Origin of the sequence: Salipiger bermudensis (assembly GCF_020171625.1) — a bacterium.
In the GTDB taxonomy this organism is placed as follows: domain Bacteria; phylum Pseudomonadota; class Alphaproteobacteria; order Rhodobacterales; family Rhodobacteraceae; genus Salipiger; species Salipiger bermudensis_B.
This window is the reverse complement of record NZ_JAIUZY010000007.1, coordinates 36,929-53,936: the sequence shown is the minus strand read 5'-3', so window position 1 is coordinate 53,936 and position 17,008 is coordinate 36,929. Positions and strand designations below refer to the sequence as shown.

Below are 17,008 nucleotides of genomic sequence, written 5' to 3'. Positions count from 1 at the left end.
GTGTGACATGACCCCCGGTCCGACAAGGGCCGGGGGTCTTTGCATCTTCAAGTCCCGGGGTTCATGCCTATATGCGGGAGGACGACGCTACAGAAAGGCCCGCTATGATCCCCGCATCCGTTCTCGATCTCTCCACGGTACCCGAAGGCGGCACCGTGCGCGACGCGCTGAACAACACGCTCGATCTGGCGCGCCATGTGGAGCGTCTGGGCTATCACCGCTTCTGGCTGGCCGAGCACCACAACATGGTGGGCATCGCCTCGGCCGCGACCTCGGTGGTGATCGGTCAGGTGGCCGCCGCCACCAGCAAGATCCGCGTCGGCGCCGGCGGCGTCATGCTGCCCAACCACTCGCCGCTCGTCATCGCCGAGCAGTTCGGCACGCTGGCGACGCTGTTCCCGGATCGCATCGATCTCGGGCTCGGGCGGGCGCCGGGCTCGGACCAGATCACCGCCATGGCGCTGCGCCGCAACCACGCCTCGTCGGACCGCTTCCCCGAGGACGTGGTCGAGCTCATCGGCCTGTTCCAGGAAGCCCGCGAAGGCCAGCCGGTGCGCGCGGTGCCGGGCGAGGGCACGCATGTGCCGGTGTGGATCCTCGGCTCGTCGCTCTATGGCGCGCAGCTCGCGGCGCATCTTGGGCTGCCCTATGCCTTCGCCTCGCATTTCGCCCCCGACGCGCTGGAGCAGGCGGTGGAGATCTATCGCGACCGCTTTCAGCCCGGCATCACCGACGAACCGCGCTTCATGCTGGCGGCGAATGTCTGGGCGGCCGAGACCGAGACCGAGGCCTTGCGGCTCAAGACCTCGCAGCAGCAGGCCTTCATCAACCTGCGCATCGGTCACCCCGGCAAGCTGCCCCGCCCGGTGGACGACATTCACGAGGTGGCCGACGCGCGCCATGTCGCGATGGTCGAACAGGCGCTGAGCGTGAGCGCGACCGGCGACCCGGCGCAGGTGTCGGCGGGTCTGTCGCGGCTGATCGAGCGCTACCGCCCGGACGAGCTGATCCTGTCGAGCGCGATGCACGACCCCAAGGCACGGCAGAAGAGCTACGCCATCGCGATGGATGCGCTTCGGGGGCTGGACGCGCGCGCAGCGTAAAACTGCGCGCCTGTTCAGTCTCTGGAAAGGTCTTTCGATGTATCCGCTTCTTCAGGAACCGCCTGAAGGAGCGTTTGCATGTGGTTTTTCCGCAAGTCGAAGACAGACAGCCAGCACGAAGTGACCGGCGATGAGGCGATCTTGCAGATCGTCGAACGCACGCAGGCGGTGATCCATTTCGCGCCCGACGGCACCATCCTGCGCGCCAACGAGAATTTCCTTTCGGCACTCGGGTACACCGAGGAAAGCGAGGTCGTCGGCCAGCATCACAGCATCTTCGTGCAGAAACGCTACCGCGAGACCGAGGCCTACCAGACGTTCTGGGAGGATCTTCGCGCCGGCAAGTTTTTCTCGGATGAATTTCCGCGCATCACCAAAGATGACAAGGTGATCTGGATCTCCGCCACCTATGCGCCGGTCTACGACGAGGCCGGGCAGGTCGTGCGCATCACCAAGATCGCGACCGAGATCACCGGCCAGCGTCAGGCGATCCGCGCCCTCGCCGAGGGGCTCGAGGCGCTGAGCGCCGGCGATCTGTCGCATCGCGTGAGGCTCTCGGCACAGGATCGTCTTAGTGAGCTGGCCGATGCCTTCAACGCCGCTTCCGATCATATCGCCGGCTTGATCCGCCAGGTGCAAAGCGTCTCGGGCGAGATCGACAGCGTCGCCTCCGAGATCGGCGACAATTCCGACGAGCTGTCGCAGCGCACCGAGACTCAGGCCGCGACGCTGGAAGAGACCGCCGCCGCGGTCGAAGAACTCAACGCCAACGCCAAATCCGCCGCCGAATACGCGTCCGAGGTCGGGCGCGAAGCGGAAGAGACCAAGACCGCCGCCGAAGGCAGCAGCCGGGTGGTCGAGGATGTCACAGATGCGATGAAGCGCATCGAGACCTCGTCGGATTCGATCTCGCAGATCATCTCGGTGATCGACGACATCGCCTTTCAGACCAACCTTCTCGCGCTCAATGCCGGGGTCGAGGCGGCGCGCGCCGGCGAGGCCGGGCGCGGCTTTGCGGTGGTGGCCTCCGAGGTCCGCACGCTGGCGCAGCGCTCGGCGGAATCGGCGCAGGAGATCAAGGCGCTGATCAGCGAAAGCGGCACCCACGTGAAGGCCGGGGTCGAACTCGTGGGCCGCGCCAGCGGCGAGCTCGGCAGCATCTTCTCCGGCGTCGACCGGATCTCGGACCGTATCCGCGAGGTGGTGCACGGGCTGAAAGAGCAAACCATGACGCTGGGCGAAATCAACACCGCCATCTCGCAGCTCGATACGGTGACCCAGCAGAACGCCGCGATGGTCAACGAAACCGCCAGCGCCATCCGCAGCCTGAGCCACAACAGCCGAACCCTCTCGGACGGCGTGCGGGTGTTCCGTATCGCCGACGAAGCGCCTGAGCCGGCCCCTCAGCAAGAGCCCGAACCGCGCGTCGCCAACGCCGGATGGTAGTGCCGATTGGCGGCACGAGGGCGGGGTCTTTCGGCGCGGCGAGAGCGGCGCTCCGGGGAGGCGAACGGCAGGCTCGACAGGGCAGGCGGATGGCGCAAGAGGCGGAACCAACGGTGCAGGCGCCGGTCGCGAGTGGCGGGTCCAACAGCCTAGGGACAGGACGTGCCCGGGGCGGGGCCAACAGGCCAGAGTTGGAGCCGGAAAGTTGTGACCGACGGTGCAGGTTCGAAGCGCGCGTCGCCGACTATTGGGGCGGGGTCGGGACGTGAAAAATGGGAGGAGCAGGTCACGGGCGGCGCGCCAAGGGATGGGCCGACGGAACAGGGTCGGCGAGCGAGAGGCGGGGCCGACAAATCAAGGACTGGGCGTGAAAGAAGACGCCAACAGGGCTGGGCCGCGGTGCGAGAAGCGGAGTGCCGTTATTCTGAGAAGCACCGCTCTGTGTTAACATTTTTGGTAGGCCCGGAGGGACTTGCATAGCGCTAAAACGATGTTGATTTTGAACGATAAATCGGGATGAGCTGCGTTCTGGATTTCGCGTGGTCCACATCACCATTCCATACCGGCCAATTTCGACACGGCCATCTCTCCGAGGCGCATACGCTCCACCGTCTCCGTGTAGACCTGCGAGGTGGCGGCATTGGCATGACCGTGAACTGCCATGATTTCGTACTGGGTCGCGCCGTGAAGGGCTAGGAGGTGCCCGGCTGCCTTCCGAATTCCATGGGAAGAGCGGTCTGCCGGAAGGCCGGCCTCGATGACCCACTTCTTCATTCGGTTCCGCAGTGCCTCAGGGCTGGCGAAAGGCTTTCCGTGAGCGGTCAGCAGGTAGGACGGGCCGACGACCTTTTGGGCCTTGATGGCTCGCTCGAGAGGTTTGAGAACCGGAAGGCGCACAAACCGAGACCCCTTCTTAGTCGGCTGCCAAGCGAGCCACATCGCGCCGCCATGTCGCTCTTCTTGGTCCCTCCCGATCCATACCGCATCGCCGATCCTGCACGCTGTGAACATGAACAGCGTGAGGGCGAGGTGCGCGGCTGAGCCGGGCTCGTGCTTCTCGCGAAACCGCTCGAGATCGTTGATCGTCCAGGCTGTCGCTCCGCCCTGGCTTCTATAGACTGGCTTTGCCACCGCGCGGGCCGGGTTGAGAGAGCAATACCTCCTCGCCGGAGACATCCCGAAATCGTATGCGGCGGTCAGGAGCTTCCAGACATTGCGGGCTTTTCCTGGCGTCTTGGCCATGCGGTCCTTGAATGCCTCGAGCTCGGCCGCCGGAATGGTCAGGGGTAGGCTGCGATATTCTCGGCCTCGAGAGTTTCTCTGCTCGCTTTCTTGACCGAGGATGAAGGCGGCGAGGTTCCTGCGTTCCTTCAGTGTCAGTGGCGAGGCCTGTCCTGCTGCCACCTGCTTTTCGAGGTGGTCTAGGTAGGCCTGCATCAGCCATCCCATAGTTCCGCGCTCGGGGGACAGGTCCTCGGGTGACGCCAGCTTCACGCCAGCGCGCGCCGATCGGTAGTGCGCGTGGAAATCAGGGTTCTCCGGGCCAAACGGGAGAGTGATCTTCCGGTTTACATCGCCCTCGACTCGGACACGCCACGCGACGATCTTGCCGTTCTTCCGCCTTGGGATCAGGCCCGGATACTTCAGTTTCAAGTCACCAGCCGCCATTGTCAGGTTCAACCTCCCCCTCTGTAACGAGGCCGTCGGCATAGCTGTCAAGGTCGAAGCGATCATAGACGCGCTTTCCGTCCAAGATCTTGCGTGGGATCGGAAGGCAGCGGAGCTTTGACGGGCTGACGCCGATGTAGTGCGCGGCCTGCGTTACTGGCATCAGGCGCGGTGCGAAGTCGAGAGTGGTCGGCATGTGCTATCCAACGGCGGTCTGGTGTACATCGCAACGCCCCATCACTGGGGCGCTGACATGGGCATCAGAGGTCAGGCGCGCGCTACTCCATCCCGAGGGCGGCTTTGTACATCTCGAGCACCGCCTCTTCCTCGGCGATGTCGTCCTTGTCGCGCTTGCGTAGCGCGATCACCTTGCGCAGCACCTTGATGTCGTAGCCGCGGCCTTTGGCCTCGGCCATGACCTCCTTCTGCTGGTCTGCGATCTCTTTCTTCTCGGCCTCGAGGCGCTCAAAGCGCTTGACGAAGCTTCTAAGCTCGCCGGCAGCCACGCCGTAGACGTTGCTCCGGACCTCCTTGTCGGCCTCGGTCTCCTTCATCGGAGGTTTGTCCGACGTGAGAAGGCGCGCGTCTTCTGCGATCCGGAGCGCGGCGGGGATCTCCGTCGCGACAACGTCCCGCTGGCCGACATGATCGGCGGCCGTGACGATTCCCAGGCTTTCAAGGGCCTCCATGATCCGGGCGGCGCGGTTGTAGCCGATCACAAGGTTTCGTTGCAGGAGGCTGGTCGAGGCCTTCTTGGTCTCGATCACGAGCTCGGCCGCGCGGTGGGTGTGCTCGTCAGCAGCAACAGCCAAGGCCGCTGTGAGAGCCTCCGGTGAGGGCGGCGCCTGCTCTGCGAAGGGTAGAACGTTCGTCTTCTCGGAAGTGCGTGGCATGAGGCCCTCCGTCTGATGAGTGGCCCCCTGCCGCGCGCACCGGCCAAGATATGTGCGGCAGGGGGATGCGGGCGGAATGCCCGGCATTCGGTTATCGGTGGGTCGCGATCCGGCCTGTCCAGGCGTCGAACTCGGTGGTCAGGACGCTGAAGCGGGCGCGGGCTTTCTCGTCGGTGTCGAGAGCGCGGCGGCTCTCGATCCGGCAGAAGGTGCGCAGGAACTCGGCGGCGGCGCTGGAGCTGAACTGGCCATCCTCTAAGCCCGAGCGGGCCGCGGCGAAGCGCTGGAATTGCGCATCGTTGCAAAGGATGCCGGCGCGCTGCGCAAGCGGGGTGTCAGAAGCTGTCATGCTCACCTCCGGCTCCGGCCATCTCTCCTATCAGGACGGCGGCCAGCTTGCGCGCCGAGACGATCTCGTCGGGCGCGTGCGACAGCGCGATCACGGTGCTGCAGGCCTCGAGCATCACGTCGCCCGGGATCTCGCCAAGCTGCCAGCCGGGTAGGGCCCGAAGCTGCCGGGCATACCACAGGTGGTCGCCCGGCCGCGGGACAGGCGCGGGTCCGTGAGTGATGGCGGGCTTTGTGATTCGAGAACCCTGCGGCGACGCGCGGCGTCGACGAGCCCTTTTGTCTTTAATAGGTTGATGCGGACGCTGCTCTAAAGGTCCCAGGGTTGTGGGTGTGCTAGCGCGATTTACGCCACAGCATGACGCCGAGTAAACTATTGGTGAGTTGGCAGGGGGGCGCCGACGATTTTCAAGTTGCCTGCCTTGATGCGAGCGCTCAGGCTTGTCACAAGTGCGCTGCATTCCAGCCAGCGGTGCGGATGTAGCGGGTTCGATTTTAGTTTGTTTGTTAGCGTTGCTTTTGTTTAACTGCGTTGGCTGGAATGCGCCGCCCCTCTCACCAGATTTCTCGTGTCGTGGTCGACCGTAGGAGTGCAGCGTAGCGCTTTGCCCGGCCGGCAAAGCCGGCCCTCGGCCGGGGGCGATGGCACCTCCGGTAAATTCGTCTCCGAATAGAGGAACATTTCCGCTCTCGGACTGCAGTCCGACATCAATTGGCTGTGCGGCTTGTCCCATAATGCTGAAGCCGAGCGCTTCTCTTCGAAGGAGCTGCGTTGTCTCGGCGAGGCGCTGCCGAGCGCAGGGATACTTCGCGCTCGGCAGCATGAGGGAAGTGATTCTGTGAGTGGTGATCCGTGCCCTCAAGTATATGATAGCAATCATAATTTTCTGCGCAATGTTCAATCTGGGATATAGCCTCGTCGTGATGGCGGCCCGGAGATCGATTTTTTTGGTCATTGTTCGCTCAATCATGTCTGTTTCGCCCACTTGAGGCTCCGCGTCAGAAAGGGGGAATTCTACGCGCCGCGAGATGCGCGTACGGTGGGCGATGTGGCTTGAGACAGCTGCCGGGCATACCACAGGTGGTCGCCCGGCAGAGGGACAGGGGCGGGTCCGTTAGTGATGGCGGGCGCTGTCATTCGAATAGTCCGGGGGCGCGGTGCACGACCTGGTGGATCTCGAAAATGATCCATACCCAGACGAGGATCGCCGCGAACACGATGAGTAGCGGCGGGCGCCAAACAAGAGCGTCTTCGGTATGGTGCTCGAAGGTTTCGCATTGGCGGGCGAGATGCGAACGATCCATCATGCCGCGTCTCCGCCGCGTGCGAGCTTTGCCACCGCCGCGCGGATCGCCGGCATGGCGCGGCGCAGACCGATCTCAGGCGCGCTAGGTGCCGGAGCGGGGATGTCGTCGAGGTCGTCGAAGTCGATTACCTCGACGAACGGCGCCTCGGGGATCGCGGCGTGTCCGGGGTAGTGGCTCGGCATGGCCTCGAGCCGGGCCATCTGCGCGGCGCTCAGCGGCTGACCGCGTGCTTCCTTGGCGGCGAGCCACGCATCCTGCGCGGCGGCGGGCGCCAAGTGAACGACGCCGGGCGAGCAGAGCGTGCGCGATACGGCGGTGAAAGTCCCTGTCTTGAACATGCGTCCCTCCCATCTGAGGTGTCAAAACCCGCGATCGGCCTGAGGCGTCTTCGGCGAGGATGGTTGGGACAATATGTGCCAATTGGCACTAGGTCAACGGATAAGTGCCATTTGGCACATATAATGGTCGCCCATTGCGGTACGAATGGTGAACGAGTATGCCATTAGGCATTAGTACGGGGATTTCAGGGCGTGAGTTCAGACGTGACAAGCGGGATGGCCGAGGCGTGTCAGCGGCTAGAGTGTGCGGAAAAAGAGCAGGTGCTCAGTTTTGCGGAGGCTGCGATCTGCTTTGGTGTTCGGCGATCAGGCCGCGAATCTGTGCTTCCACAAGTCGCCGCTCTTCTGGCTGAAGCAGAGAGAAGAGCGCGTTGAGTCTCGAAGTAGTTGTCGCTTCCTGTCTCGTAATGAACTCATTCAGAGTTTTGCCGAAGTAGGCGGCTATCAGCATCCCGTTTTCAACGGTGGTCGATGAGTTCTCGCGGGCCTTCAGCTTATTGATGACATCGCGGGACACGCCCGTCGCTGATGCTAGGTCGGAAATGGTCGTTTCGTAAGTGTCCATGTGCCACAAGAGGGCGCTGCGAAAATCATCAGCCATGGGCCCGCTTAGAATGCCGTTCGGCATTCCTCGCAACGTGTCATTTGGCACTTGACTAATAATGTGCCAATTGGCACTTTTGTCCGCATGGCTGAGCATCATGAAATCCTCCGTGAGCTGAAAGAGTTCGAAGCGCGTACCAGCGTCTCGGCTTCCACCGTTTGTCGTCGGGCAACCGGCAATCCGAGAATGTACGAGCGTCTCGTGCGTCGGCTTGAGCAGACGCAGGAACAGGTTGCCGCGATCCGCGCCGAAATGAACAAGCTCGAGAGCGAGCGTGGGGCTGCATGATGACGCTCGGCGCCTGATCTTAGTTCGTCTTCCATGCTCCTTGCATGGCGCAACTCCCTGTCAACCCGAAGGAAAAGGCCTTTCAGATGCAGCCCAAAGTCGCCGCGCAGATGTTCAAGAACCTCGTGACCGAGGCGGGTGGCAAGGAAGCTGCCGCTGCGGTCATCACCTCGGCGGTCGGTCATTCGATCAGCATCGGCACGCTGAGCCGGATCGAGCACGGCAACGCCGAGGTGCCGCTGCTCTGGGCGTGGGCTCTGCAGGACGCCACCAAGAACGCCTGTTTCGACAGCTACCGGGCGCAGACCCATGACGCGCCGGTCAATGCCTGCCCCTATGACCTGATCGGCGAGATTTCCAAGGAACATGGAGAGGCCGTTGAGGCGGGTCTCAAGGCGGCGCGGTCGTCCAGCGAAGAAGACTGGAGCCGCGCCGTCGTCGAGCACCGCGAAGCTGCCGAGAAGCACCTCGCTATGGCGGATCTCTGCGAGGCGCGCGCCAAGGGGGCCGTGCCGATGCGGGCGGCGTCGAAATGAGCTTCGAGACCGACCTCCTCGGCCGCCCGCCGGTGATGCGCCCGTTCGAGCGCGGCCCGCGCGAGGACCGCAAGCCGCTGGCCCGTGAGACCCGCGACGGGCTGACGATCGCGTATGTGCCGCGCGTGGGGATCAGCAGCGCTTTAGGAGTTACCGCGCCGGTCACCATGCCGTCGGCGCCGTGGGAGGTGTCGACGTGACACCCCCTCTTCAGAATTCGAATGCCCGACCTGTTCGGGCCTGCCTGGCGAGGATCCAACCTCGCCAACTGGTGCGCGGGGCTGTCCCCGAGCTGGTTGTCTCCTCCCCAGTTGCCAGCATGTCCTGCGCACCCTTTTTTATCCCGAGCGCCGCGGGGCCCCGACGCAGCTCCCTGTTGAACCCTGCCCCGGTGTCGCTTGCGGCGCCGGGGTCTTTCATGGGGGCAGCATGAGCGGGCAGGGCGCACATCGGGTGCCGATCGTCCACTCGGTCACGGCGCCATTCGGGCACCTTGATCTGCGCATGCACCAGCTTGAGTGCGGCACGCGCGGCTGGGCATTGCCGCCGCGTGGTTTCGAGTCGGCGGAGATACTGCCGGTCGTGAACGGCACGCTCGACGGGCGCGCCGCCGTGGCCTTTCTGGCCGACCTCGAGGTCGCCGCAGCACTCCTTCGGGGCTTCATCGAAGATGTCGGGGGTGCGCAATGAGAAACGATCCGGGTCCGCGCGCGCGGCTTGTGACGATCGCGACGGCTGTCGCCCTGTTTCGGGGTGGCATGGATCTGTGCCCGGACCTGTTGGTGCGCCTCGACGCCGTTCTGCGGTCGATTGGCGGCGGGCCGGATGATGATCTGCGCGAGATCGCGGGCGCCGGGCGCGCGCTCTGCGATGCGCGTCTCGAGGGGGACGTGGCGGTTTTCGACGATGCCAAGATGCGCCTGTGGCGTGAGCTGGCGCGGTACTGGGCCGGGCGCGCGATCCGGTCCAATGAAGTGGGGAAGACATGACGACGGCGACGATCACGCTCGCGCGGGACAACACCGACCTGCCGGACTACCCGCTGCCCTCCGGGACGCGCCTCGAGGCGCACTCCTACTTCAAGTTCCACTATGACCGCTGGCTGAACAGCGATTTCTACACCCGCGCAACGCAGCGCAACGAATGGGCTGTCCTTGCGATCGCGCAGGCGCTCTGGTGCAAGTCGCGATACCAGAACCCGATCGGAACTTTGCCGAACGACGACGCGCTTCTGGCGGGTCTGCTCGGCATGTCGGTCGAGACGTGGCAGGGCTGGTCTAGGCGCGACATCTCCCCGCTCTACGGTTGGCATCTGTGCCGCATCCCCGGGACCGGCGAGGTCAGGCTGATGCACGACGTCGTCGTCGAGGTCGTGCTCGACGCGATCGACGCTCGGGACAAGAGCGCGGACCGAGCCGCCGCCGAGCGCGAGCGAACGGCGCTCTCGCGCCTTCGCAAAAGCGTGGCCGATCTCGGCGACGAGCGCCTTTCCGGCAACCCGCGCTTCATCGTCCAGTTGCACCACTGGCTCTGCGACACATACCCAACAGGCAACCGCACAGTCGCGCGGATCATGGAAGGAATGGAAGCGCTCGGCGTGACTGCCTGGCGCAACTGAACTCCTGTCCGGTTCTGTCCAGTTCTGTCCGCGTGACAGTTTCGGACGGAATGCGGACAGAACCGCCGACATTCTGTCGGCTGCATGAGAGGAAAGGAGAAAGAAATGAAAAAGAAAAAGACAGGAGAAAACCGTCGCACTTCGATCCGACCGTGCAGGCTGTGGATAAGTCCGTCGCGCAGCTTTGCTGAGAAGGGGGCCGGTCATGACGGATGAGCAGACCACCAAGGCCGAGACCAAGCGTGACCGCGTGCGCCGCATCCTGATCCATCCACTGAGCGAGTGGGGCTTCCGCAAGCCGGGCAACGTGACCGAGGAGAAGCATGGCAAGTTCCTCGTCGATCTCGCCGATGGGCTCGCCTACCTCAGCGACGAGCAGCTCGAGCGGCTCCGCGAGTTCCTCAAGACCAAGGGCGAGGGCAAGGACCGCCGGGGCTGGCCGCGCATGGCGACGATCACGCCACTGGCCGAGGCCGTCGCTCCGCGCCCGCTCGAAGAGATCCCGGTGATCGCAAGCTGGTTCGGTTCGGCCCGCGGGCCGCAGGCGCTGGAAGAGGGCACGCTGGTCGCGGAGTTCCAGTTCCTGACCGCGCTCAAGCGTCCGCCGTTGCACGATGGTGACTGGCGCCGGATTCGGGAACGCGCCGCCGAGCACGAAAGCGACAAGCGGGTGCGCGAGGATCGGGTGCGCCGGGGCGTGGCTGACCAGGACGATCGGCAGTGGCTGGCTTGGTACGCCAAGCTCGAGGCGCGGGCGATGGGGCTGCTGCCTGAGCAAGGGCAGGGCGCGGCATGAGCGTGATGGGTGCGCAATTCCGAGTTCCTCGCGTGCGTCCGGGTAGGGCCGGCAAGACGCCGGTCGCGATCTGGGATCTGCTGGTCTGGGCGTTCCAGTCGGAGCGTGTGTCGCTGGACTTCGACGAGCTGGCCAGTGCTGCGGGCGAGCGGCCTGGCGTGTCGATGGAATGGGTGATGATGCAGCGGGCGAACCTCGGCTGCTCGATCGATGGCGGCGGGCGCTCTGAGCCGCATCCGGATGCGGACCTCGTGGCCTCGGCGGTTTCGAGTTTGCCCGAGGGCTGCGGCGGGCGGCGCATGGCGGTCTGGATCGCCGAGTTGGCGCGGCAAGGTCGCGTCCCGGATTGGGGGCAGGGCGTCGTCTCTCGTTGCGAGCCCGTCGCGTGGAAATGCCATTGGCGGGGCCGGTTCGCAGAGAAGTCGATCTGGGACGGGCTCGGTCGTTGGCCTTCTCATCAGCTTGGCCGTGACGATGGGTATTGCTGCCGTGTCGTCTTCACCGGCACCGCGGCTGAGCAGGCGCGGATGCGGAGAGGGTGGCTGCAGTGGTGGTCTGCACTCCTGGAGCTGCAGTCCACCTTCCTCTTGGGCTGCGATTTGACGGGCTTCGACGTGACGGATCAGATGCCCCCGTCCGCGCCTTGGCGGAAATCCTCTTGACCAAATGTAGGATCGTTGACATCTTGCCAGCGAACCGAACCGCGCCCGGAGCAGAGACCCTGCTGCCGGGCGCTTTTGTGTCCAGCGGGTAAATCCATGGGAAGATTGAGCGGGCGAGGCGTCGGTGGGCGCCTTGGGCGTCAGCCAACGCGCCTGGCGGCGCCGGTCACCGAAGCTGAGCGATCGAAGCAGCGGGCAGACCTCATGCCCGGCCGATCACTCTACAACACCGCGAGGTGGAAGCGGCTTCGGCTTGTGGTGCTCAAGCGCGACGGCTTCGTGTGTCAGCAGACGGGCGTGCGATTGACCGGCAAGGCCCCGGCGCCGAACAGCCCGGTGGTCGATCACAAGACGCCGCACCGTGGTGACCCCGACCTGTTCTTCGATCCGGAGAACCTGCAGGCGGTCAGCAAGGCGTGGCACGACAGCGAGAAGCAGAGACAGGAGAAAGCAGAATGGCTGACGTCCGGCAACTGAGCCTGACATCACGTGATGTGATGTCGAACCTATCACTGCGCATCTCGGTGGGCAGAGGTTTCGCGCTGCGCACGCGCCTGGCGATGGCGCTGATCCGGCTCGCAGGTTGGGTGCTGACCGTGCCGGTCTGCATCGACTTCGTGGAGCGTCTGGATGAGCGCGATTTCGACGGCGCGAAGGCGCTCCCCCCTGACCAGCGCCGCATCGAGTTCGCCAACGGTAAGCTGCTGGTCAGTTTCTGGGAGAAGGACGGCTTCAGGGTCTGGGCCCAAGCTGTGATCCGGGCGCCATCGGACGCGCTTGGGTTGCTCCAAACGAATGTAGGTGGCGACACCGAGTTCCTCAGAGCTGAGGTGGAGCGGGTACGTCGAGACCGGGAGTTGCAGTCCTCACTCAAGCTCAAGCAAGGCAATAGCGGCTGACTGGTAGGCTTCCTTCCTGTCTTCGAGCTCGGCGGGTGTTTCGACGGCGGCATCGGTTAGAATCGCAGCCATCTCGGCCACGTCTTCCTTTGACAGGATGCCCTTCGACATCAGCGCTTTGACAAGAAGAATGTGGGCGTTGAACGTCGCCTGCGCGTGGGTTTGTGCCGCAAGACGCGATGAGTCGGTGATCAGAGCGTGAAGCTCGCGCGTGTATTCGGATGTCATTCAAAGATTTCCTCACTGATTCCAACAGCGTGAGGATGGGCGGCGGCACCGCGTCGTGTCCAGCCTGATCATTCGGGTGGGCCAGAGCGGTGCTGCCTCCGGGCCCGCCCCCACTGATCGGGGGGGTGAGGCAAAAGTTTAGAACCTGCGCGGCCGAAGACCCGCGCTCCCCTCACGCGGAGATTTTTTCTCATGGCTCTGGAATTTGATCTGCTCGGTGATCCGATCAACCCGAAACGCGGAGAGCCGGGGCGCAATGAGCATCTGCCGAGTGCGGAAAATGCGAACAAAGTCAGGACGTTGCTGTTGTCAGGTTTGAGCCTTGCGCGGATCGCAGAGGAGATGGGTATCTCGGCGCCGACGCTTCGGAAGCATTATTTTCAAAACGGCAAAATCAACCGGGCCAACGCGCGGGAGATGGCGCTGGCAGAGGCAAGGGCGAAGAACCTGCTTCAGCTGCAGAAGGCCGCCGATGGCGGCAACGTTTCGGCAATGAAGGAGTTGCGGCAGATCCTCGAGCGGGAGCACCAGGCGGAACTCGACGCGCGCTACCGGCGTGAGGCCGAGGCTGCCGGACGGTCCGCGCCGAAGGGCAAGAAGGAAATCACCCGCGCCGCGGCGATGCAGGCCGAGGAGGAGCTCGACACGCTCTTCGACAACGAGACCAGGCACTAAGCCATGGCGTTCGACTTCGCGTGTCCTGACTGGGAGGAGAAGCTTCGGCGCGGTGAGGCGCCGATCGCGGCGCTGCCGGTGAACAAGGCCCGGGCGACCCGTGCGGTGAACTTCTTCAACGGGCTGCAGCTTCCGGACGTGCCGGGCCAGCCGCGGCTGGCCGAGGCCGCGGGTGACTGGTTCCGCGACATCGTGCGCGCTTCCTTCGGCTCTGAGGATCCGGAGACCGGCCTGCCGCTGGTCAACGAGGTCTTCGCGCTGGTGCCGAAGAAGAACTCAAAGACGACATACTCGGCGGCGCTGGGGCTCACCGCGCTGCTGCTCTGGGAACGACCCAACGCGCAGATGCTGATCCTCGGGCCAACGCAAAACGTGGCGCAGCGGTGCTTCGACCAGGCGCACGGGATGATCAAAGCGAACCCCAAGCTCGCCGCGATCTTCCACGTGCAGGAGCACCTGAAGACGATCACGCGGATCAAGACCGGCGCGACGCTGGCGGTGAAGACCTTCGACATGGGCGTGGTCACGGGCGAAATCCCGGCGCTCACGATTATCGACGAGCTGCACATCATCGCCGCACGATCCTACGCCGACCGAGTGATCGCTCAGATCACGGGCGGCATGGTGACGAACCCGCACGCGCTGCTGGTCTACATCACGACCCAGTCGGACGTGCCGCCGATGGGCGTGTTCAAGACCAAGCTCGAGTTCGCCCGCGGCATCCGTGATGGCCAGATCACCGAGGGTGTCCGGATGCTGCCCGTGCTTTACGAGTTCCCCGAGCGCATCCAGCTCGCCAAGGATAAGCCCTGGCGCGACCCAGCGCTCTGGCCGATGGTAACGCCGAACCTCGGGCTCTCGGTGAACCTGCCGATCCTTAAGGACCAATACGCCGCGCGGCGGCAGGAGGGCATCGAGGCCGAGATCATCTGGGCCTCGCAGCACCTCAACATCCAGATCGGGATGGGCCTGCATAATGACCGGTGGATCGGGGCCGACCACTGGGAGGAGGCGGTGCTGCCTGGTCTCACGCTTGCCGAGCTGATCCGGCGCTCTGAGGTCTGCGTGGCCGGGATCGACGGCGGCGGCATGGATGACCTTCTGGGGCTGACCGTGCTCGGCCGCGAGCGGCACACGCGGCGCTGGCTCAGCTGGTCAAAGGCTTGGGTGCATCCGGTGGCGCTCGAGCGGCGCAAGAAGATCGCACCGATCCTGCGCGATTTCGAGAAGGCCGGCGAGATGGTGATCTGCGAGACGCCAACGCAGGACGTCGAGGAACTGGTGGCGCTGGTGGGCGACCTGCACCGCGCCGGGGTGCTGCCGCAGAAGGCCGCTGTCGGGCTCGACCCGGAAGGGGTGGCGGCGATCGTCGACGCGCTCGAGCTCGACGGCATTCCGACTGAGATGCTCGTGCCGGTTAGCCAGGGCTACCGCCTTAACGGGGCGATCAAGGGCACAGAGCGCAAGCTCTACGACGGCTCAATGAAGCACGCAGAGCAGGCGCTGATGACCTGGTGCGTGGGGAACGCGAAGACCGAGATGAAGGGCAACGCCGTGGTGGTCACCAAGGCGGTCAGCGGCTCGGGCAAGATCGACCCGCTGATGGCACTCTTCAATGCTGTCTGGCTTATGAGCCTGAACCCGACCGCGCCAGCGCGGATGGATGACTATTTCGCCGCATTGGAGGCCTCGACTTGAAACTGACGCAATGGATCAAGTCGGCGCTCGTGCGCCCGGTGTCGCTGACCGAGGCCGAGAGCTGGCGCCCCTCAGCGCAGGTCGCCGACAGCGGCGAGGTGGTCAGCGACAGCACCGTGCTTGGCCTCTCTGCGGTCTGGGCCTGCACGAACCTGCTGGCGGGCACGATCGGCTCGCTGCCGATGATGACCTACAGCGCGGGTAGCGAAGGGCGGGAGGTGGCGCGCGATCACGCGCTCTTCCGGCTGCTGCACGACAGCCCGAACTTCGACCAGACGGCGCTCGATTTCTGGGAGTTCATCGCCGCCTCGCTCGAGCTCTGGGGCAACGCCTACGCGGCGAAGGAGGTGAACGACCAAGGCAAGATACTGTCCCTCGTGCCGATCCGCCCGGACTTGGTGACGGTACGCCGCCTGGCGAACGGGGCGCTGCAGTACCGCTGGACCGAGCAGGGGCAGCAGTATGAGCGTACGGATGACGGTGTGCTGCACATCCGAGGCTTCGGCGGAAACCCCCTTGGCGGCATGTCGACGCTGCACTTCGGGCGGCAGGCCTTCGGGCTCTCGCGCGCGGTTGACCGGGCGGCATCGACCACCTTCAAGAATGGCATGCGGCCCTCGGGCGCTCTCTCGTTCAAGGACTGGCTCAGCACCGAGAAGCGCGAGCTTGCCGAGACCAAGCTCGTCGATAAGTTCGTCGGTGCGCAGAACGCTGGCCGCCCGATGGTCCTCGAGGGCGACACCCAATGGGTGCCCTTTACCATCAACCCCGAGGACGCGCAGATGCTGGAAAGTCGGCGCTTCTCGGTCGAGGAGATCTGCCGCTTCTTCGGCGTGCCGCCGCACATGGTCGGACACACCGAGAAGAGCAGCAGCTGGGGCACCGGTCTCGAGCAGCAGACGCTCGCCTTTCAGAAGTTCACCCTGCGCCGCCGCCTCAAGAGGATCGAGCAGGCGGTGAACAAGCAACTGCTCACGGCAGCGGAGCGGGCGCGGGGCATGTACGTCGAATTCAATATTGAGGGGCTGCTGCGCGGGGACAGCGCGAGCCGCTCGAAGTTCTACCAGTCGGGCCTCAGCAACGGCTGGCTGACGATCAACGAGGTGCGCCAGCGCGAGAACCTCGGCCCGGTGGCGGGCGGGGATGTGCCGCGGCTGCAGATGCAGAACGTGCCGATCACCGAAGCAGGTTCGAACATGGAGACAGGCGATGGACCCGATCAATAAGGTTGCCAACCCGATCCTCGAGATCAAGGCGCTGAAGGAGACCGGAGAGTTCGAGGGGTACGGCTCGACCTTCGGCGGTGAGCCGGACAGCTATGGCGATGTCGTCGCCGAGGGGGCCTTCCTTGAAAGCCTGGCCGACCACCGCGCGAAGGGCACGATGCCGAAGATGTTCTGGCAGCACGACGCCAGCCGCCCGATCGGCAAGTGGCTCGAGGCCGAAGAGGACGACCACGGTCTGCTGATGGTCGGCAAACTGAACATGGGCGTGCAGCAGGCCAAAGAGGCCTATGCGCTTCTCAAGGAAGGCGACATCGACGGCCTCTCGATCGGCTACCGGATCCGCGAGTATTCGGTCGATACCGACACCCATGTCTGGACGCTGGAGAAGCTCGATCTGCTCGAGGTGTCGGTGGTCTCGATCGGCGCCAACGAGAACGCCACCATCGCCAGCGTCAAGGCCGCGAAAGCGGTTCACGAGATCACGGAAAAGCTCAAGGCCGGGGACCGGCTCACTGAGCGGGAGTTCGAGCAGCTGCTCAAGGGGTCCTTGGGGCTCTCGAACTCGCAGGCGGAGCGTGCCGCGCGCGTCCACCTGAAAGGGCAGGGGGAACCTGCCGACGCGGATGATGGGCTCGCATTTCTGCGCGCCATGACGGCCTGAAGGCCAACCCCTA

24 protein-coding genes and 1 pseudogene are annotated in these 17,008 nt (G+C 64.5%); 15 read left to right on the top strand and 10 right to left on the bottom strand.

Annotated features, from left to right (window positions below):
- The first annotated feature begins 104 nt into the window (after positions 1–104).
- Both LCM15_RS13720 and LCM15_RS13715 read left to right on the top strand, forming a co-directional pair.
- The gene (locus LCM15_RS13720; RefSeq protein WP_224857336.1) at positions 105–1,103 is read left to right on the top strand and encodes an LLM class flavin-dependent oxidoreductase; all 999 of its coding nucleotides are present in this window, start codon (positions 105–107) and stop codon (positions 1,101–1,103) included.
- Positions 1,104–1,181: 78 nt separating this feature from the next.
- Positions 1,182–2,549: a methyl-accepting chemotaxis protein gene (locus LCM15_RS13715; RefSeq protein WP_224857335.1), complete on the top strand. Its 1,368-nt coding sequence runs from the start codon at positions 1,182–1,184 to the stop codon at positions 2,547–2,549.
- A gap of 549 nt (positions 2,550–3,098) precedes the next feature.
- On the opposite strand, the gene xerC is transcribed toward LCM15_RS13715, so the two are convergent.
- The 9 genes and pseudogenes from xerC to LCM15_RS13675 all read right to left on the bottom strand — a co-directional run bounded on the left by xerC (position 3,099) and on the right by LCM15_RS13675 (position 7,807).
- Positions 3,099–4,202, bottom strand: a complete 1,104-nt coding sequence (gene xerC / locus LCM15_RS13710) for a tyrosine recombinase XerC (protein WP_224857332.1) — start codon at positions 4,200–4,202, stop codon at positions 3,099–3,101.
- 1 nt (position 4,203) lies between these two features.
- On the bottom strand, positions 4,204–4,413 hold the full coding sequence (locus LCM15_RS13705) for a DNA-binding protein (protein ID WP_224857330.1): 210 nt from the start codon (positions 4,411–4,413) through the stop codon (positions 4,204–4,206).
- A gap of 82 nt (positions 4,414–4,495) precedes the next feature.
- Positions 4,496–4,771, bottom strand: a complete 276-nt coding sequence (locus tag LCM15_RS13700; protein ID WP_224857671.1) for a DUF2312 domain-containing protein — start codon at positions 4,769–4,771, stop codon at positions 4,496–4,498.
- Between the two features lie 78 nt (positions 4,772–4,849).
- Positions 4,850–5,110, bottom strand: a pseudogene (locus LCM15_RS13695) (DNA translocase FtsK); the annotation flags it as partial.
- Between the two features lie 91 nt (positions 5,111–5,201).
- A complete protein-coding gene (locus tag LCM15_RS13690) occupies positions 5,202–5,459 on the bottom strand; it encodes a hypothetical protein (protein ID WP_224857328.1) in 258 nt (85 codons plus the stop codon).
- A complete protein-coding gene (locus LCM15_RS22780) occupies positions 5,446–5,574 on the bottom strand; it encodes a hypothetical protein (RefSeq protein WP_263619657.1) in 129 nt (42 codons plus the stop codon). Before LCM15_RS22780 ends, LCM15_RS13690 begins: the two co-directional genes overlap by 14 nt.
- A 1,018-nt stretch (positions 5,575–6,592) precedes the next feature.
- Positions 6,593–6,766: a hypothetical protein gene (locus LCM15_RS13685; protein ID WP_224857327.1), complete on the bottom strand. Its 174-nt coding sequence runs from the start codon at positions 6,764–6,766 to the stop codon at positions 6,593–6,595.
- The gene (locus LCM15_RS13680; RefSeq protein ID WP_224857325.1) at positions 6,763–7,104 is read right to left on the bottom strand and encodes a hypothetical protein; all 342 of its coding nucleotides are present in this window, start codon (positions 7,102–7,104) and stop codon (positions 6,763–6,765) included. The genes LCM15_RS13685 and LCM15_RS13680 overlap by 4 nt, the downstream gene beginning before the upstream one ends.
- A 265-nt stretch (positions 7,105–7,369) precedes the next feature.
- Positions 7,370–7,807 (bottom strand): helix-turn-helix domain-containing protein, encoded by a 438-nt coding sequence (locus LCM15_RS13675; RefSeq protein WP_224857323.1) that lies wholly within the window; start codon positions 7,805–7,807, stop codon positions 7,370–7,372.
- Positions 7,808–8,082: 275 nt separating this feature from the next.
- Between LCM15_RS13675 and LCM15_RS13670 the strand changes: the two genes are divergently transcribed.
- From LCM15_RS13670 to LCM15_RS13630, 9 genes are all read left to right on the top strand, one after another.
- The gene (locus LCM15_RS13670) at positions 8,083–8,532 is read left to right on the top strand and encodes a hypothetical protein (protein WP_224857321.1); all 450 of its coding nucleotides are present in this window, start codon (positions 8,083–8,085) and stop codon (positions 8,530–8,532) included.
- Complete coding sequence (locus LCM15_RS13665) at positions 8,529–8,732, top strand: hypothetical protein (protein WP_224857319.1); 204 nt, start codon at positions 8,529–8,531, stop codon at positions 8,730–8,732. Before LCM15_RS13670 ends, LCM15_RS13665 begins: the two co-directional genes overlap by 4 nt.
- A 229-nt stretch (positions 8,733–8,961) precedes the next feature.
- Complete coding sequence (locus LCM15_RS13660) at positions 8,962–9,222, top strand: hypothetical protein (RefSeq protein WP_224857317.1); 261 nt, start codon at positions 8,962–8,964, stop codon at positions 9,220–9,222.
- A 29-nt stretch (positions 9,223–9,251) separates the two neighbouring features.
- Positions 9,252–9,521, top strand: coding sequence for a hypothetical protein (locus tag LCM15_RS13655; protein ID WP_224857315.1), 270 nt, complete (start codon positions 9,252–9,254; stop codon positions 9,519–9,521).
- Positions 9,518–10,150: a hypothetical protein gene (locus LCM15_RS13650; RefSeq protein WP_224857313.1), complete on the top strand. Its 633-nt coding sequence runs from the start codon at positions 9,518–9,520 to the stop codon at positions 10,148–10,150. The genes LCM15_RS13655 and LCM15_RS13650 overlap by 4 nt, the downstream gene beginning before the upstream one ends.
- 205 nt (positions 10,151–10,355) lie before the next feature.
- Positions 10,356–10,946 carry a hypothetical protein gene (locus tag LCM15_RS13645; protein WP_224857311.1) on the top strand — a complete coding sequence of 197 codons (591 nt, stop codon included), beginning with the start codon at positions 10,356–10,358 and terminating at the stop codon, positions 10,944–10,946.
- The gene (locus LCM15_RS13640) at positions 10,943–11,608 is read left to right on the top strand and encodes a hypothetical protein (RefSeq protein ID WP_224857309.1); all 666 of its coding nucleotides are present in this window, start codon (positions 10,943–10,945) and stop codon (positions 11,606–11,608) included. The genes LCM15_RS13645 and LCM15_RS13640 overlap by 4 nt, the downstream gene beginning before the upstream one ends.
- Before the next feature lie 204 nt (positions 11,609–11,812).
- Positions 11,813–12,085: an HNH endonuclease gene (locus LCM15_RS13635; protein WP_224857307.1), complete on the top strand. Its 273-nt coding sequence runs from the start codon at positions 11,813–11,815 to the stop codon at positions 12,083–12,085.
- Positions 12,064–12,507 carry a hypothetical protein gene (locus LCM15_RS13630; RefSeq protein ID WP_224857306.1) on the top strand — a complete coding sequence of 148 codons (444 nt, stop codon included), beginning with the start codon at positions 12,064–12,066 and terminating at the stop codon, positions 12,505–12,507. The genes LCM15_RS13635 and LCM15_RS13630 overlap by 22 nt, the downstream gene beginning before the upstream one ends.
- Here the strand turns inward: LCM15_RS13630 and LCM15_RS13625 are convergent.
- A complete protein-coding gene (locus tag LCM15_RS13625; RefSeq protein ID WP_224857304.1) occupies positions 12,475–12,735 on the bottom strand; it encodes a hypothetical protein in 261 nt (86 codons plus the stop codon). The genes LCM15_RS13630 and LCM15_RS13625 overlap by 33 nt on opposite strands.
- Positions 12,736–12,927: 192 nt before the next feature.
- On the opposite strand from LCM15_RS13625, the gene LCM15_RS13620 reads away from it, so the two are divergent.
- The 4 genes from LCM15_RS13620 to LCM15_RS13605 are packed head-to-tail and all read left to right on the top strand — an operon-like array spanning position 12,928 to position 16,995.
- Positions 12,928–13,410 (top strand): hypothetical protein, encoded by a 483-nt coding sequence (locus tag LCM15_RS13620; protein ID WP_224857302.1) that lies wholly within the window; start codon positions 12,928–12,930, stop codon positions 13,408–13,410.
- 3 nt (positions 13,411–13,413) lie between these two features.
- On the top strand, positions 13,414–15,108 hold the full coding sequence (locus tag LCM15_RS13615) for a terminase large subunit (protein ID WP_224857299.1): 1,695 nt from the start codon (positions 13,414–13,416) through the stop codon (positions 15,106–15,108).
- Positions 15,105–16,334, top strand: a complete 1,230-nt coding sequence (locus tag LCM15_RS13610) for a phage portal protein (RefSeq protein ID WP_224857297.1) — start codon at positions 15,105–15,107, stop codon at positions 16,332–16,334. Before LCM15_RS13615 ends, LCM15_RS13610 begins: the two co-directional genes overlap by 4 nt.
- On the top strand, positions 16,318–16,995 hold the full coding sequence (locus LCM15_RS13605; RefSeq protein WP_224857295.1) for an HK97 family phage prohead protease: 678 nt from the start codon (positions 16,318–16,320) through the stop codon (positions 16,993–16,995). Before LCM15_RS13610 ends, LCM15_RS13605 begins: the two co-directional genes overlap by 17 nt.
- Positions 16,996–17,008: the final 13 nt, after the last annotated feature.

Excerpts from the sequence above, each read along its gene's own strand:
- LCM15_RS13720 (WP_224857336.1), top strand. The coding sequence starts at position 105 with ATGATCCCCGCATCCGTTCTCGATCTCTCCACGGTACCCGAAGGCGGC.
- LCM15_RS13715 (WP_224857335.1), top strand. The coding sequence starts at position 1,182 with ATGTGGTTTTTCCGCAAGTCGAAGACAGACAGCCAGCACGAAGTGACC.
- LCM15_RS13705 (WP_224857330.1), bottom strand. The coding sequence starts at position 4,413 with ATGCCGACCACTCTCGACTTCGCACCGCGCCTGATGCCAGTAACGCAG.
- LCM15_RS13700 (WP_224857671.1), bottom strand. The coding sequence starts at position 4,771 with ATGAAGGAGACCGAGGCCGACAAGGAGGTCCGGAGCAACGTCTACGGC.
- LCM15_RS13690 (WP_224857328.1), bottom strand. The coding sequence starts at position 5,459 with ATGACAGCTTCTGACACCCCGCTTGCGCAGCGCGCCGGCATCCTTTGC.
- LCM15_RS22780 (WP_263619657.1), bottom strand. The coding sequence starts at position 5,574 with ATGCTCGAGGCCTGCAGCACCGTGATCGCGCTGTCGCACGCGCCCGAC.
- LCM15_RS13685 (WP_224857327.1), bottom strand. The coding sequence starts at position 6,766 with ATGATGGATCGTTCGCATCTCGCCCGCCAATGCGAAACCTTCGAGCAC.
- LCM15_RS13680 (WP_224857325.1), bottom strand. The coding sequence starts at position 7,104 with ATGTTCAAGACAGGGACTTTCACCGCCGTATCGCGCACGCTCTGCTCG.
- LCM15_RS13675 (WP_224857323.1), bottom strand. The coding sequence starts at position 7,807 with ATGATGCTCAGCCATGCGGACAAAAGTGCCAATTGGCACATTATTAGT.
- LCM15_RS13670 (WP_224857321.1), top strand. The coding sequence starts at position 8,083 with ATGCAGCCCAAAGTCGCCGCGCAGATGTTCAAGAACCTCGTGACCGAG.
- LCM15_RS13665 (WP_224857319.1), top strand. The coding sequence starts at position 8,529 with ATGAGCTTCGAGACCGACCTCCTCGGCCGCCCGCCGGTGATGCGCCCG.
- LCM15_RS13660 (WP_224857317.1), top strand. The coding sequence starts at position 8,962 with ATGAGCGGGCAGGGCGCACATCGGGTGCCGATCGTCCACTCGGTCACG.
- LCM15_RS13650 (WP_224857313.1), top strand. The coding sequence starts at position 9,518 with ATGACGACGGCGACGATCACGCTCGCGCGGGACAACACCGACCTGCCG.
- LCM15_RS13645 (WP_224857311.1), top strand. The coding sequence starts at position 10,356 with ATGACGGATGAGCAGACCACCAAGGCCGAGACCAAGCGTGACCGCGTG.
- LCM15_RS13640 (WP_224857309.1), top strand. The coding sequence starts at position 10,943 with ATGAGCGTGATGGGTGCGCAATTCCGAGTTCCTCGCGTGCGTCCGGGT.
- LCM15_RS13635 (WP_224857307.1), top strand. The coding sequence starts at position 11,813 with ATGCCCGGCCGATCACTCTACAACACCGCGAGGTGGAAGCGGCTTCGG.
- LCM15_RS13630 (WP_224857306.1), top strand. The coding sequence starts at position 12,064 with ATGGCTGACGTCCGGCAACTGAGCCTGACATCACGTGATGTGATGTCG.
- LCM15_RS13625 (WP_224857304.1), bottom strand. The coding sequence starts at position 12,735 with ATGACATCCGAATACACGCGCGAGCTTCACGCTCTGATCACCGACTCA.
- LCM15_RS13620 (WP_224857302.1), top strand. The coding sequence starts at position 12,928 with ATGGCTCTGGAATTTGATCTGCTCGGTGATCCGATCAACCCGAAACGC.
- LCM15_RS13615 (WP_224857299.1), top strand. The coding sequence starts at position 13,414 with ATGGCGTTCGACTTCGCGTGTCCTGACTGGGAGGAGAAGCTTCGGCGC.
- LCM15_RS13605 (WP_224857295.1), top strand. The coding sequence starts at position 16,318 with ATGGACCCGATCAATAAGGTTGCCAACCCGATCCTCGAGATCAAGGCG.